Genomic DNA, 13,986 nt, shown 5'->3' with positions numbered 1-13,986 from the left:
CCTGCCCCGCCAGCCTACATGTGGATGGAACGCCCGAGCGCGGCGAACGCGGCCTCCATCACGGCCTCGGCCATGCTGGGGTGTGCGTGCGAGTGCCGCACGATCTCGTCCAGCGTGGCTTCCAGTTCGCGCGCCATGCCGACCTCCGCCACGAGTTCGCTCACGTTGTGACCGATCATGTGGACGCCCAGCACTTCGCCGTACTTGGCGTCCGCCACGATCTTCACGAACCCGTCCGCGGATTCGGCCGTCAGCGCGCGTCCGTGCGCTCCGAGCGGGTACTTGCCGGTGACGACCTCGTGGCCCGCCTCCTCGGCCTGCGCCACGGACATGCCGATCGAGGCGACTTCGGGGTGGCAGTACCCGACGGACGGGATGTTCCCGTACGTCATGGGGTGCTTGGCCACGCCCGCGATATGCTCGGCGGCGACGATGCCCTCGTGCGACCCGACGTGCGCCAGCATCGGCTGCCCGGCCACATCCCCGATCGCGTAGACGCCGGGCTGGTTCGTCCGGCACCACTCGTCGATCCGGATGAAGCCGTCCTCCACGGCGACCCCGTTCTTCTCGAGGCCGAGATTCTCGCTCACGGGCCGCCGTCCGACGGCCATGAGCACGAGATCCGTCTCCTCGGCGGTCTCGCTGCCGTCCGGGTTCACGACCGTGAGGACCATCGGGCTCGCGTCACGGTCCAGGTGCTTGACGCGGGTGTTCGTGAGGTTGCGGATGCCCCGCTTCCTGAACGAGCGTTCGAGCGCCTTGCCGATCTCGGGGTCCTCGAAGGGCACGAGCGTGTCGAGCGCCTCGATCAGCGTGACGTCGACTCCGAAGGCGTTGAAGACGTCGGCGAACTCGACGCCCACGAATCCGGCCCCGACGATCGCCATCTTCGCCGGGAGTTCCTGGAGACCCAGCGCTTCCCGGCTGCCGATCACCTTCTCGCTGTCCAGTTCGAAGCCGGGGAAGGTCTTCATCACGGAGCCGGTCGCGAACACGACATTCCGGGTCGCGATCTCCCGGGTTTCGCCGTCCTCCGTCTCCACGGCGACGCGGCCCGCCCCCGCCAGCCGGCCGCGGCCCTGCGCGATGTCGACCTTGTTCTTCCCGAGCAGGTATTTGACGCCAGCGGTGAGCTTCCGGGTGATGATGCGGCTGCGCTTCACGGCCGCAGGGAAGTCGTACTCCACTTCGACCGGCTTCACGCCCATGCGGGCGCCGTGGTGCTGGAGGTTGTGCGCGAGCGCGGCGCTCTCGAGCAGCGCCTTGGCGGGAATGCAGCCCCAGTTGAGGCAGGTGCCGCCGAGGCCGCCCTCGTACGACCCGCTCTCGACGCAGGCCGTCCGGAGGCCGAGTTGCGCGGCCCGGATCGCGCATACGTAGCCGGCCGGTCCGGCCCCGACTACGACGACGTCGTATGTCTCCGACATCTATCCCTTCACTCTCTCTGTTCCTGGAGGGTTAGAGCAGCCCATGGCCGCTGGAAGAGGCCCGTGGCCCTGGAGGAGGCCATGGCCGCTAGAGGATCATCTCGAGCGGGTTCTCGAGCATCGCCTTGAAGGTGCCGAGGAACGCCGCGCCCGTGGCGCCGTCGATGACGCGGTGATCGCACGACATCGTCACCCGCATCCGCTTGCGGACGACGACCTGGCCGTCCACCGCGACGGGCTTCTCGACCGTCTGGCCGATGGCGAGGATGCCGGCTTCCGGCGGGTTGATGATCGCCGTGAACTGGTCGATCTCGAACATGCCGAGGTTGCTGACCGAGAAGGTCCCGCCCTGGTATTCCTCCGGCGCGAGCTTCCGCGCCCGCGCCCGGGCGATGAGGTCGCGCGCCTCGACCGAGATCTGTCGCAGCCCCTTGCGGCCCGCGTCGCGCAGCACCGGCGTGATGAGGCCTTCGTCGAGCGCCACCGCGATGCCGAGGTGGACCGCGCCGTGGTAGCGGATCGCGTTCTCCTCCCACGACGCGTTGACCGCCGGGTGACGGTTCAGGGCCTCCGCGGTCGCCTTCAGGAGCAGGTCCGTCACCCCGATCTTGCCGTCCGCGAAGCGAGCGTTGAGGTCGGCGCGCAACTCGAGCGCCCGGCCCATGTCGACCTCGGTCGTGAGGAAGAAGTGGGGGACAGGCCCGATCGACTGGCCAAGCCGGCGCGCGATCGCCTTCCGCATCTGGCTCGCCTCTTCGACCCGGTCCTCCAGCCCGGGAGGGATCGGTGCGGGCGCCGGCGGCACGGGTGCCGGCGGCACGGGCGCCGGAGGACCGGGCGCCGTGGGCGGCGCGGGCGCGGGCGCCGGGGCGATGCCCGGGGCGCCGGCGGCCAGCGCGGCCTCGACGTCGGCCTTGACGATCCGGCCGCCCGGCCCGGATCCGGCGAGGCCGGCCAGCGCGATCCCGCTCTCCGCGGCCATCCGCCGCGCGACGGGCGAGGCCTTGATGCGGCCCCTGGCGGCAGTAGCCGCGCCGGCCCCGGTCGCCGCCCCGGCCGGGTCGGCCCCTGCCGGCTCCGCCGCGACCTCGACCGGCTCCGCGGGCTCCGGCTCGGCGGCGGGCGCGGCAGGCTCCCCGGCCGGACCTTCCGCCGTCCCGGTGCCGTCGGCCGCCTGCGCCTCCGCGAGCATGTCGTCGATCGACTCGTCGGGCTCGGCGATCACGCCGATGAGCGCGCCCACCGGGACCGTGGCGCCCGCCGGCACGACGATCTTGCGCAGCACGCCGCCGCCGAGCGCCTCGACGTCCATGTTCGCCTTGTCCGTCTCGATCTCCGCGACGACATCCCCCTGCGCCACGGCATCGCCTTCGGCGACCTTCCACTCGATGAGCTTGCCCTCCTCCATCGTCGGGCTCAGCTGCGCCATCACGACTCTCGTAGGCATATCGGTCGGCGTCCCGGGGGCTAGTCCGCGTAGCACACGTGGCGCACCGCCGCCGCCACATGGTCCGCGTTCGGAGTTGCGAGCTTCTCGAGGTTCTTCGCGTAGGGCATGGGCACATCCAGCCCGTTCACGCGCGCCACCGGCGCGTCCAGCGAATCGAAGGCCTCGCGCTGAATGTCATCGACGACTTGGGCCCCGACGTTGCACATCGGCCACCCCTCCTCCGCGACCACGGCCCGGTTGGTCTTCTTCACCGACGCCACGACTGCGTCCACGTCCAGCGGACGCACGGTGCGCAGGTCCAGGACCTCGACATCGATGTCTTCCTTCTCCAGGGCGCGGGCCGCCGCGAGCGCCTGGTGCACCATCTTCGAGTGGCACACGACGGTCACGTCCGACCCCTCGCGCTTCACCTCGGCCTTGCCGATCGGGATCAGATATTCCTCCTCCGGCACCTCATCCCGGACGAGGTTGTACATGATCTCGCTCTCGATGAACACGACGGGGTCGTTGTCGCGGACCGCGCTCTTCAGGAGCCCCTTCGCGTCCTTCGCCGTGGCGGGCGCGATCACCTTCAGCCCGGGTACGTAGCTGTACCAGGGCTCCGGCGACTGCGAGTGCTGCGCCGCGAGCTGGAGCGCCGCGCCGCCCGGTCCCCGGAAGACGATGGGGACGTTGTACTGTCCGCCCGACATCTGGAACATCTTCGCCGCCGCGTTCACGACCTCGTCGATCGCGAGCAGGGCGAAGTTCCACGTCATGAACTCGACGATCGGCCGCAGGCCCGCCATCGCCGCGCCCACGCCGAGCCCCGCGAACCCCAGTTCGGCGATGGGGGCGTCCCGGACGCGCCATTCCCCGAACTGCTCGAGCAGCCCCTTCGTGACCTTGTAGGCGCCGTCGTACTCCCCGACCTCCTCGCCGATGATGAAGATCGAGTCGTCGCGCTCCATCTCCTCCCGGAGGGCGTCGTTCAGCGCTTCCCGATACGTGAGGACGGCCATCAGCGCAGCTCCTTCCGCCACGCGTCGCGCCGCCGCATGTCGTCCGGGTACCCGTCCGAATACACGTAGCGATAGAGCGCGTCCGAATCGGGGAAGGGGCTCCGGTCCGCAAAGGCCGCGGACTCCTCGGCGATCTCCTTCGCCTCGCGGTCGATCGCCTGGTACTCCTCCTCCGTCAGCCGCCCCGCGTCCATGAGTTGCCGGGTGAAGGAGAGGATCGGGTCATCCGACCGCCACTTCTCGACTTCCTCGCGCGTCCGGTACGTCCCGTGCATCGGGTCCGCCATCGAGTGGCCCATGTAGCGGAAGCAGCGCGCCTCGATGAAGCTGGGCGTCTTCTCGTTCCGTCCCCGCTCGATCGCCTCCTCCACGGCCTGGCGGACCGCCAGCACGTCCATGCCGTCCACATCGAGCGAGGTGAGGCCCTCGTACGCCCGGCCGCGGTCCTTCAGTTCCTTCACCGCGGCCACGCGCCGGAAATCGGTCCCCATCCCGTACCGGTTGTTCTCGAGGAGGAAGATGACGGGCAGCTTCCAGCGCGCCGCCATGTTCATCGACTCGTGGAACGCGCCGATGTTGACGACCGAATCTCCGAAGAAGCAGAGGCAGACCTGGTCTCCGCCCCGGTACCGGATCGTGTAGCCGACCCCGACCGCGAGCGGCAGGTGGCTCCCGACGATGCCGTGCCCGCCCATGAAGTTGAGCGTCTTGTCGAACATGTGCATCGAGCCGCCGAAGCCCTTCGAGCAGCCGTCCGCCCGTCCATAGAGTTCGGCCATGACGGCGTTCGGCGTCATCCCGCGCGCGATCGCCTGCGCGTGGTCGCGGTACGCGGTGACCACGTAGTCGTCGTCCCGCAGCGGCGAGATCGATCCTGCGGAGACCGCCTCCTGCCCGATGTAGAGGTGGCAGAAGCCGCCGATCTTGCCGACCTGGTAGACCTCCGCCGCCTTCTCCTCGAACCGGCGCTCGATGATCATCTCACGGAGGAGTCCGACGCATTCCTCCGTCGAGAGTCCGAGGAAGGCGTCGGGGTCTTCGCTCGATTCCCCGCCGGGGGCTCCCGCCGCCGGAGCGTCGGAGACCGTGGCCGTGGACCGGTCCGCGTTCGCCGCGCTCATCCCGCCGCCAGCGCCGCGACCCGCCGGCGCAGTTCGACCACCTGCTCGCGCGCGTGATAGCTGGACCGCACCAGCGGCCCGCTCTCGACGTGCAGGAACCCCCGCGATTCCCCGATCTCCTTCCAGTTCATGAACTCCTCCGGGGACACGTAGCGGTCGATCGGAAGATGGTCCGGCGATGGCCTCAGGTACTGGCCCAGGGTGAGGATCTGTACGCCGGCTTCGAGCGCGTCTCCCATGAACTCGTCGATGTCGGCGGCCGTCTCCCCCAGCCCGAGCATGATCCCCGTCTTGATGAGGACCTGGTCGTCCAACTGCCGGCCCGTCGTCAGGACGTTCAGGGAGCGGTCGTAGCGGCCGCCCGGCCGGGCGACCCGGTGCAACCGGCGCACGGTCTCCATGTTGTGGTTGAAGATCTCCGGCCTCGCGGCGATCACCGTGCGGATCGCCTCGGGATTCCCCTGGAAGTCCGGCGTCAGGACCTCGATCGAACACTCGGGACGGCGCAACCGGATCTCGCGGATCATTTCGGCGAAGATCCAGGCGCCGCCGTCGGGGAGGTCATCGCGGTCGACGGACGTGATGACGCAGTGGTTGAGTTGCAGCCGCTCGATGGCCTCCGCGACCCGCCGCGGCTCGTCCTCGTCGAGTTCCTCCGGCCGGCCGTGCGCGATCGCGCAGTAGGGGCAGTTGCGCGTGCACACGTCGCCCATGATGAGGAACGTCGCCGTGCCCGCCTCCCAGCACTCGCCGATGTTGGGGCACTGCGCCTCCTCGCAGACCGAGCTGAGTTCCAGCCCTCTCATCAGTTCCTTGAGGCGCTGATAGTTGGGGCCTCCGGGCGCGCGCACCTTGAGCCATCGCGGCTTCCGCGAAGGCCAGGAATCGGCCGTGCTCCCTCCCTGTATGACCTCGAGTGGCTTCAACGTCGCCGCCTTCTCGCTGTGTGATCCGCGCCGTATTCGCCGTTCCCGCGAACCCGGCCGACACGTCCGCATCCCGTCCGCCCGGAACCCTCCAAGATACCGGCTGTTGCGCGACGGACCAACCCGATGCGCCCCGCTCCCGCGGGCGGCGTTGCGGAATTGCTCAGCCTTCGGACCCCCGGTATGTTCCCGCGCATGACCTACATCATCACCGAACCATGCATGAGCGAGAAGGATGCATCCTGCGTGGACGTGTGCCCCGTCGACTGCATCTACGAGGGAGAGGATCAGTACTACATCCATCCCGAGGAGTGCATCGACTGCGGCGCCTGCGTGCCCGAGTGCCCTGTGGAGGCGATCTATCCGGACGACGAAGTGCCGGAGCAGTATGACGCCTTCACCGCGAAGAACTACACCTACTTCGACGTTCCGCCGCCCGACTGATCCCGGGCGTGAGCCTCGAGTCCGACCCCTGAGGCGAGCCGCCGCGGTGTGGCACCGGTGTCCGCGCGGCCTGTCGGTGCCGCGCATCATGAGCCTCGGCCTCCTGCTGTTGCCGCACCCGCTCTCGTCGCGCGAGCCCGCGCCGCATGTTCAGACGCCGGACACCCCCGCCGCGCAGCAGCACGCACACGGAGCTTCGGCGCACGCCGGCGACCCGGACCCGCCGCGCCTGCCTGCCGCGAGCCCGCTCATCGACGTGCGGGTGCACGCGGCCGAGCGCGAGTTCGAGATCGTCGTCGGCCCCGTGTCGCTGCCGGCCGGCGGTCCGCACCTCCGGCCCCCGGTGCAACTCGCGGAGCTGCCCGTCGCCGGCTGGATGCACGGCTTCTCGTGGCGGATGAGGGACCGGGCGGGCAACCCGCTCCCCGACCGGCTCCTCCATCACGTGAACGTCATCGACCCCGACAACCGCGAACTCTTCTCCGCGGTCCCGCGCCGGATCCTCGCTGCGGGCCGCGAGACGAAGAGCGAGCTTCTGCCCGGCGTGCTGGGCGTTCCCCTCGCGCCGGGCACCCGGGTCCTTGTGAGCGCGATGTTCGCCCCGCTCCCCGACGCGTCGCACGGCGAGGCCTTCCTGCACGTCCGGCTTCCGTACACGCCGTTCGAGGATCCGGGCTTCGTCGAGCCCGTGGACGTCTATCCGTTCTATCTCGACGTGATGGGCCCGGTCGGCGAGAAGGAGTTTCCGCTTCCGCCCGGGACGCACGGGCGGAGCTGGGAGGGCAGCCCCGCCGTGGACGGGCGAATCCTCGGCATCGGCGGGCACCTGCACGACTACGGGGAGTGGATTCGGCTCGAGGATGTCACGGCGGGCAAGGTGATCTGGGAGGCGGGGCCCGAGGTGGACGGCGAAGGCCGCACGGTCGGCGTGCCGACGAGCCGGCTCTGGTGGCGCGGGGGCGTGCGGATCCGGAAGGACCACGTCTACCGCATCTCCGTCCAGTACTCGAATCCGCTCGGGCACCCGGCGCCGGACGGTGGGATGGGCGCGGTCGGCGGCATCATCATCGCCGCGGATGAGGACTGGCCCGCGTTCAGCCGCGCGCACCCGGACTACGTCCAGGATCTTCGCAATACCCTCGAGAAACCGAACGAAGTTGCCCAGGGGCGCGGCCACGGCCACGCATCCGGCTCGGGCCGCGGCGGCTAGCCGTACCCGGGGTTTTTCGCCAGGCGGCGCCCATGCCCGAACTGCCCGACATCACGATTTACCTGGAGGGGCTCGAAGCGCGTCTCCTCGGGCGTACGCTGGAGCGGGTGCGGCTCGGCAGTCCCTTCCTGCTCCGGAGCGTCGATCCGCCCCTGACGGACGCGCACGGACGCGAGGTTGTGGCGCTGCGCCGGCTGGGGAAGCGAATCGCGATCGGACTCGCCGCCCCGGATGACCGGGAAGACGAACCGGAACTGTGGCTCGTCCTCCACCTCATGATCGCGGGGCGGCTCCGGTGGCGGGATCCCGGCGTGAAGATCCCGCGTCGGCTCGGTCTCGCCGCCTTCGATTTCGTCGACGGGAGCCTCCTGCTCACGGAGGCCGGGACGAAGAAGCGGGCGTCACTCCACGTTGTGAAGGGTGCGGAGGCTCTCGCCCGGCACGACCCCGGCGGCATCGACCCCGTGACCGCGGACGCGGCCCTCTTCCGCGAGACGCTCACCGCACGCAACCACACGCTCAAGCGCGCGCTCACGGACCCGCGGCTCTTCTCGGGCATCGGCAACGCGTATTCCGACGAGATCCTGCACCGGGCGAAGCTGTCCCCGATCAAGTGGACGAGCCGGCTGGACGATGAGGAGATCGGCCGGCTTCATGACGCCACGCGCCGCACGCTCGAGGAGTGGACGAGGCGGCTGCGCGACGAGCTGGCGGGGAAGTTCCCGGAGAAGGTGACCGCGTTCCACGACGCGATGGCGGTACACGGGAAGTACGGGCGTCCGTGTCCGGCCTGCGCGGCTCCGGTGCAGCGGATCCGCTACGCGGACAACGAAACGAACTACTGCGCCGCCTGCCAGACCGGCGGGAAGGTGCTCGCGGACCGGGCCCTCTCCCGGCTGCTGGGGAAGGACTGGCCCCGCAGCCTGGAGGCGCTCGAAGAGCTCAGGTCGGGCGGACCGCCCGCGGCTCCCGAGGGGGGCGCATGATCCGCTACCAGGTGGCGAGTTCCACGATCGCTTCGGCGATGTCGTCGACCTGCGGCAGGGACGCGTTCTCGAGCGAGGGCGCGTAGCCGATGAAGGTGTCCGTCGAGGTGATCCGCCGGATCGGCGCGTCGAGCCACTCGAACAGTTCGTCGGCCAGGCGGGCCGAGATCTCCGCCCCGTAGCCCCACGATTTCGCGTCCTCGTAGGCCACGAGCACGCGGTTCGTCTTCATTACGGAACGGCGGATGGAATCCATGTCGACCGGGTTCAGAGACCGCAGGTCGATCAGGTCCGCGCGCACCGGCTCTCCCGCGCGTTCCAGCTTCGCGAGCGCCTTGCGCGTGCGCTCGACCATCGCGCCGTACGTGACGATCGTGAGGTCGTCCCCCTCCGCGACGAACGCGGCCTTGCCGAACGGGATCATGTACTCGGGGCCCGGATAGATCCCCTTGTTGTACGTCTGCCGGTAGAGGTGCTTGTGTTCGAGGAAGAGCACCGGGTCGTCGCACCGGATTGCCGTCCGCAGGAGCCCGTTCGCGTCCTCCGCGTTCGAGGGGCAGATCACGTGCATGCCGGGCGTGTGCGTGAAGAGCGAGGCGCCCGTCTGCGAATGGTACATCGCGCCGCCCGTGATGTAGCCGCCGTACGTAGTCCGGATGACGAGCGGGCACTTCCAGCGTCCCGCGGAGCGCCAGCGGAAGGTCGCGACTTCGTTCCGGAACTGGTGGTAGGCGGGCCAGATGTAGTCGAAGAACTGGACCTCGGCGACCGGCTTCAGCCCGCGCACGGCGAGACCCGCGGCGCGTCCGACGATGTTCGCCTCCGCGAGGGGCGCGTTGTACACCCGAAGCGACCCGAACTCGCGCTGCAGGCCGTGCGTCACCTTGAAGACGCCGCCCTTGCCCTTGACCTCATCCAGGAGCTCCTCGCGGCTCGCGTCCGCCACATCCTGCCCGAACACGACGATCCGCGGATCGCGCCGCATCTCGTCGCGGATGCACGCGTTGAGCAGGTCGACCATCGTCTTCGGATTCCCCTCGGGCTCGGGGCGGGCCTCCGTCTCGAAGGCGCTCGACCGGGGATCGACGTCGTGCGAGTACACGTGGGTGTAGACGGTCTCGGGGGCCGGCTGCGGTCGGGCCATGGCCCGGTCCGCGGCGTCTGCGACGTCGGCCTTGATCTCCGCCTTGAGCGATTCGAGTTCGTCGGCCTCGATCACGCCTTCCCGAACGATATAATCGGCGAAGGTGACGAGCGGGTCGCGTGCGGATTCGAGTTCCCGCTCGCTGTCGGACTTGTAGAGCCGCTCATCGTCGGACATCGAGTGGCTGTAGGGCCGGGTGACCTGTGCGTGAACGAGCGCCGGACCCCGGCCGGACCGCACGTATCGCGCCGCGCGCCGCATCACGACATAGCTCTCGAGCGGATCCGTTCCGTCGACCTCTTCTACGTGGAGGTTGGGGAAGTTCCGCACGAGACTCGAGATGCTGCCTCCGGCGGTGTTGACCTCCACCGGCACGGAGATCGCATATCCGTTGTCCTCCACGAGGAAGAGGATGGGAAGCTGCAGGTTGGAGGCGGTGTTCATCGCCTCCCAGAACTCTCCTTCCGAGGTCGTGCCATCGCCCGTGCACACGAGCACGATCTCATCCGCTTCCACGTGCGGGGCGACCGCATCGAGGTCGTCGAGGCCGGCGGTCCGGGCGCGAGCGATGCCCTCCGCGCACCCCACCGCCTGGTTGAACTGGGTGCCCGTCGGACTCGAAGGCGTGACGATGTGCAGCGCCCGGGAACCGAAGTGCGCCGGCATCTGCCGTCCGCCCGTCGATGGATCCTCCTCCGCCCCGACGGCGCCGAGGAACATCTCGTAAGGCGACATGCCGAGTTCGAGGCAGAGCGCGCGGTCGCGGTAGTAGGTGAAGAACCAGTCGTGGCCGGGTTTGAGTGCGCGGCCCGCCGCGACGAGGAGCGCCTCGTGTCCGGCGCCGGAGATCTGGAAGAAGATGCGGTTCTGCCGCTTCATCGCGATTTCGCGGTCGTCGATCGTCCTCGACGTGTACATCACGCGATACATCGCGAGGAGGTCCTCGGCCTGGAGGTCCCGCCATTCCGGGCGGGCGAGGGCGCTGAGGGCGCGCTCCAGGTCGTCAGTCTGGTCGATAGGGGTTGCCATGTATGTCCAGATATTCAGGAAGAGTTGAGTGCCGGGTCTCCGGGCTCGGGAGACTCGCCACGACTCCGCCTTCGCCTTCCGCAACCTCCCCGCCCCAACCGCGACGAAGACCCGGCGAGGAATCTACGCGCCCCTCCCGCGTCTAGAAACCGACCGTCCGAAATCGGCGCAGCCGGGGGAGAATCGAGGCCGGGTGGTCCGAGATCGGATCGCCCTCCCCGCTCTCGGGCATGAGCCGGCTCAGCGCGTGCAGCATTGCGACGGCGTAGTCGGAGAACGCCCGGTAAGGCGGCGCGTGGCGGAACCCCCACGCTCCCGGCGGAAGGAGGAGGAGCCAGCGCAGGTCGCCCGCCAGCTCGATCAGGTCCCCCTCATCCAGCGCGAGCCTGGGTTCGCCCATGGCAAGCCGCGTCAGCGCGGCCATGAACAGGGCCGACGCTTCCGGCGAGAGCAGCTCGAGGTCGGGGTAGCGCGCCAGGACCCGGACGGCGAAGGAGGGACCTTCCCCCGTCGCTGACGCCGCCTTCGTCTCGAGGCCCTCGGGCGCGGCGAGCCGCTCGGCGATCGTCGTCGGCTCTCCGTCGCCCAGGATCAGCCATTCGAGTCGAAGGGGAGGGAAGGCTCGTTTCAGCGCCGCAAGAAACTCGGCCCGCGGGCCCGCCCTCGGGGACCCGCCGCCGTCCCGTTCGTAGTTCGAGAGCGTGCCGAGGCTCACGCGAGCGCGCTCGGGCAACTCCGCGTTGACGCGGCTCCGAAAATCGCGCAGCGACAAGCCCTGAACATCTTTACGGAAGAATCCGAGACGAGATTGAACAGTGTCCATATATCTGAACATACCGATTGGCGACGCACGGTTGCAACTGTGTGGCACCGGTACGTGTTGACTCAGCGTTATCTTCCAGTCCCGGTACGCGCAGATCCATCCTTCGAGGTGTTCGCGATATGAGCTTCCGAAAAACCCATGGTCTACCCTGCCATCGACTCGGCTGTCGACTCGGCTTCGGTATCGCCTGTCTCATCGTCCTGTTCGTGCCGGCGCCGGAGTTGCGCGCGCAGGACGGTCCGGGGCAGCGCGAACCGGAAGGGGTATCGCCCTCTACGCTCGAAGGCCTCGCGGTGCGCGCGGCGCAGGCGCCCGCCATCGATGGCGTCCTGGACGATGCGGCCTGGGACGGGGCTCCGGTGATGACGGACTTCATCCAGCGCGAACCCTTCGACGGGCAGCCGGCGTCCGAACGGACCGAAGTGCGCATGGTGTTCGACGACGAGGCGATCTACGTGGGTGTGTGGGCTCTCGACGAAGACCCGGCGGGGATTATCTCCGGGGACCGGATCCGGGACGCCGAGGTGTCCGAGGCGGACCACGTGCTGCTCGCCTTCGATACGTACCACGACGACCAGAACGCGTTCGTGTTCGGGACGACGCCGGCGGGTATCGAGTACGATGGACAGGTCGCCAACGAAGGCCGCGGCGGCGGCTTCTTCCTAGGGGGCGGCTTCAACACCCAGCGGCGGATGCAGTCGGGCGCCGGCGGAGGCTTCAACAAGAACTGGGATGGCTCCTGGAACGTCGCGACGAGCCGCGACGGCGAGGGCTGGTACGCCGAGTTTCGGATTCCCTTCAACACGCTCCGCTACGGGACCGATCCGACCTGGGGCTTCAACGTCGCCCGTCAGATCCGGCGCCGGAACGAGGAATCCTTCTGGTCCGCGGTCCCCCGCGAGTTCAACCTCTACCGGCTCAACTACGCGGGGAACCTGACGGGGCTCGAGCTTCCATTCCGGCGTCTCGGCTCGGTCACGCCGTACATGCTCGGTGCGACGGCGCGCGACTACGCGGGCGGGCAGACGGCGTTCGAGCAGAACTACGATTTCGGCGGCGAGGCCAAGCTCCAGCTTACGCGTGGATTGACGCTCGACGCGACGTACAACACGGACTTCGCTCAGGTGGAGGTCGACGACCAGCAGGTCAACCTGACGCGCTTCAGCCTGCTATTCCCGGAAAAACGCCCCTTCTTCCTCGAGAACGCGGGTTTCTTCGCAGTCGGCGGTGGCGGGGCGGATCTCTTCTTCAGCCGCCGCATCGGCATCGCCAACGGACGGCAGGTCCCGATCACCGGCGGCGCCCGCGTCTCCGGGCGCGCGGCCGGGTTCAACGTCGGGATGCTCCACATCGGGACGGACGGGATCGAGGGCGTCCAGGGGGCGAACGCGTACTCGGTCGCCCGCGTGGCCCGTGAACTGCCGAACCGGTCGCGGATCGGCGGGGCCTTCATCAACCGCGACGGGAGCGCGTCCGGCGACTACAACCGGACCTGGGCGGTGGATGGACAGCTGGGACTGGGGGAGGCGTGGACGTTGACGGCGTGGGGGGCGAGGACGGCGACTCCCGGTCTGACGGACGCGGACGGGGCGTTCGACGCGACCTTCGGTCTCACGACCCGCAAGTGGCGGGGGAACCTCCAGTATCAGCACTTCGGCGAGAACTTCAACCCCGAAGTGGGCTTCCTGCGGCGGACGGGCCACAAGTACTACCAACTCTTCCTCATGTACAACATCCATCCGGAGGAGACCTTCCGCGAGATCCGCCCGCACATCTCCTACTTCACCTTCCGGAGCGACAAGACCGGGGTGACGCGGGGGTTCGAGGAGTCGGCCCGGCTCCACATCGACAACCACTGGGAGTTCAACGACGGGATGGAGGCCCACACCGGCATGAACTGGAACCGGGAGGGGCTGTACGAGCCGTTCCCGATGCCCGGAACGGACATCATCGTGCCCGCGGGGACCTACGACGGGTGGGAGACGCAGCTCCGTTTCTGGACGAACGAATCGGCGAAGGTCTCCTTCCGCAGCGGGGCGAACATCGGCCAGTTCCTGTCGGGTTCGCGCCGCAGCCTGAACGGGACGTTGACCGTGCGGCCGGGCTCCTCGTTCAGTACGTCGCTGCGGCTCGACTACAACAACGTGACGTTGGAGGAAGGGGATTTCGTCGCCACGCTGGCCGGGGTGAACTTGGGCTACTTCTTCACGCCGCGGATCTACCTGCAGTCGCTCGTTCAGTACTCGACCCAGCTCGACACCTTCTCCGCCAACGTGCGCTTCGGATGGCTCAACACGGCGGGGACCGGCCTGTTCATCGTCTACAACGACATCCAGGGGATCCAGGACCTGCACGGGCCGCAGGGCCGCTCGCTGATCGTCAAGTTCAGCCGGCAGTTCAACGTCCTCGGCGGCTGAGCGCCGCG

Annotated in this window: 11 protein-coding genes; 4 read left to right on the top strand and 7 right to left on the bottom strand. The window is 68.8% G+C overall.

The window, feature by feature from the left end; all coding sequences use genetic code 11:
• Nucleotides 1-14: 14 nt before the first annotated feature.
• The 5 genes from lpdA to lipA all read right to left on the bottom strand — a co-directional run bounded on the left by lpdA (nt 15) and on the right by lipA (nt 5,925).
• A complete protein-coding gene (lpdA, locus tag RN729_RS05590; protein ID WP_310782691.1) occupies nt 15-1,427 on the bottom strand; it encodes a dihydrolipoyl dehydrogenase in 1,413 nt (470 codons plus the stop codon).
• A gap of 88 nt (nt 1,428-1,515) precedes the next feature.
• On the bottom strand, nt 1,516-2,856 hold the full coding sequence (locus RN729_RS05585) for a dihydrolipoamide acetyltransferase family protein (RefSeq protein ID WP_310782690.1): 1,341 nt from the start codon (nt 2,854-2,856) through the stop codon (nt 1,516-1,518).
• 38 nt (nt 2,857-2,894) lie between these two features.
• On the bottom strand, nt 2,895-3,878 hold the full coding sequence (locus RN729_RS05580) for a pyruvate dehydrogenase complex E1 component subunit beta (protein ID WP_310790055.1): 984 nt from the start codon (nt 3,876-3,878) through the stop codon (nt 2,895-2,897).
• Nucleotides 3,878-4,999 carry a pyruvate dehydrogenase (acetyl-transferring) E1 component subunit alpha gene (gene pdhA / locus RN729_RS05575; RefSeq protein WP_310782688.1) on the bottom strand — a complete coding sequence of 374 codons (1,122 nt, stop codon included), beginning with the start codon at nt 4,997-4,999 and terminating at the stop codon, nt 3,878-3,880. The genes RN729_RS05580 and pdhA overlap by 1 nt, the downstream gene beginning before the upstream one ends.
• Entirely contained in the window at nt 4,996-5,925 is a 930-nt protein-coding gene (gene lipA, locus RN729_RS05570) for a lipoyl synthase (protein WP_310782687.1), read from the bottom strand. Before lipA ends, pdhA begins: the two co-directional genes overlap by 4 nt.
• Nucleotides 5,926-6,120: 195 nt before the next feature.
• On the opposite strand from lipA, the gene RN729_RS05565 reads away from it, so the two are divergent.
• The 3 genes from RN729_RS05565 (at nt 6,121) to RN729_RS05555 (ending at nt 8,565) form a co-directional block, all read left to right on the top strand.
• Nucleotides 6,121-6,369, top strand: a complete 249-nt coding sequence (locus tag RN729_RS05565; protein WP_310757742.1) for a ferredoxin family protein — start codon at nt 6,121-6,123, stop codon at nt 6,367-6,369.
• A gap of 88 nt (nt 6,370-6,457) precedes the next feature.
• Nucleotides 6,458-7,579, top strand: a complete 1,122-nt coding sequence (locus tag RN729_RS05560; protein ID WP_310782686.1) for a hypothetical protein — start codon at nt 6,458-6,460, stop codon at nt 7,577-7,579.
• Between the two features lie 32 nt (nt 7,580-7,611).
• Nucleotides 7,612-8,565, top strand: a complete 954-nt coding sequence (locus RN729_RS05555; RefSeq protein WP_310782685.1) for a DNA-formamidopyrimidine glycosylase family protein — start codon at nt 7,612-7,614, stop codon at nt 8,563-8,565.
• A 4-nt stretch (nt 8,566-8,569) separates the two neighbouring features.
• On the opposite strand, the gene RN729_RS05550 is transcribed toward RN729_RS05555, so the two are convergent.
• On the bottom strand, nt 8,570-10,738 hold the full coding sequence (locus tag RN729_RS05550; RefSeq protein WP_310782684.1) for a dehydrogenase E1 component subunit alpha/beta: 2,169 nt from the start codon (nt 10,736-10,738) through the stop codon (nt 8,570-8,572).
• Nucleotides 10,739-10,880: 142 nt separating this feature from the next.
• Nucleotides 10,881-11,453 (bottom strand): hypothetical protein, encoded by a 573-nt coding sequence (locus RN729_RS05545; RefSeq protein WP_310782683.1) that lies wholly within the window; start codon nt 11,451-11,453, stop codon nt 10,881-10,883.
• Nucleotides 11,454-11,680: 227 nt separating this feature from the next.
• Between RN729_RS05545 and RN729_RS05540 the strand changes: the two genes are divergently transcribed.
• Nucleotides 11,681-13,978: a DUF5916 domain-containing protein gene (locus RN729_RS05540; protein WP_310782682.1), complete on the top strand. Its 2,298-nt coding sequence runs from the start codon at nt 11,681-11,683 to the stop codon at nt 13,976-13,978.
• Nucleotides 13,979-13,986 lie beyond the last annotated feature (8 nt).

Source organism: Candidatus Palauibacter polyketidifaciens, from assembly GCF_947581785.1.
In the GTDB taxonomy this organism is placed as follows: domain Bacteria; phylum Gemmatimonadota; class Gemmatimonadetes; order Palauibacterales; family Palauibacteraceae; genus Palauibacter; species Palauibacter polyketidifaciens.
The sequence above is the reverse complement of the archived record's forward strand: the minus strand, read 5'-3'. Positions and strand labels throughout refer to the sequence as shown.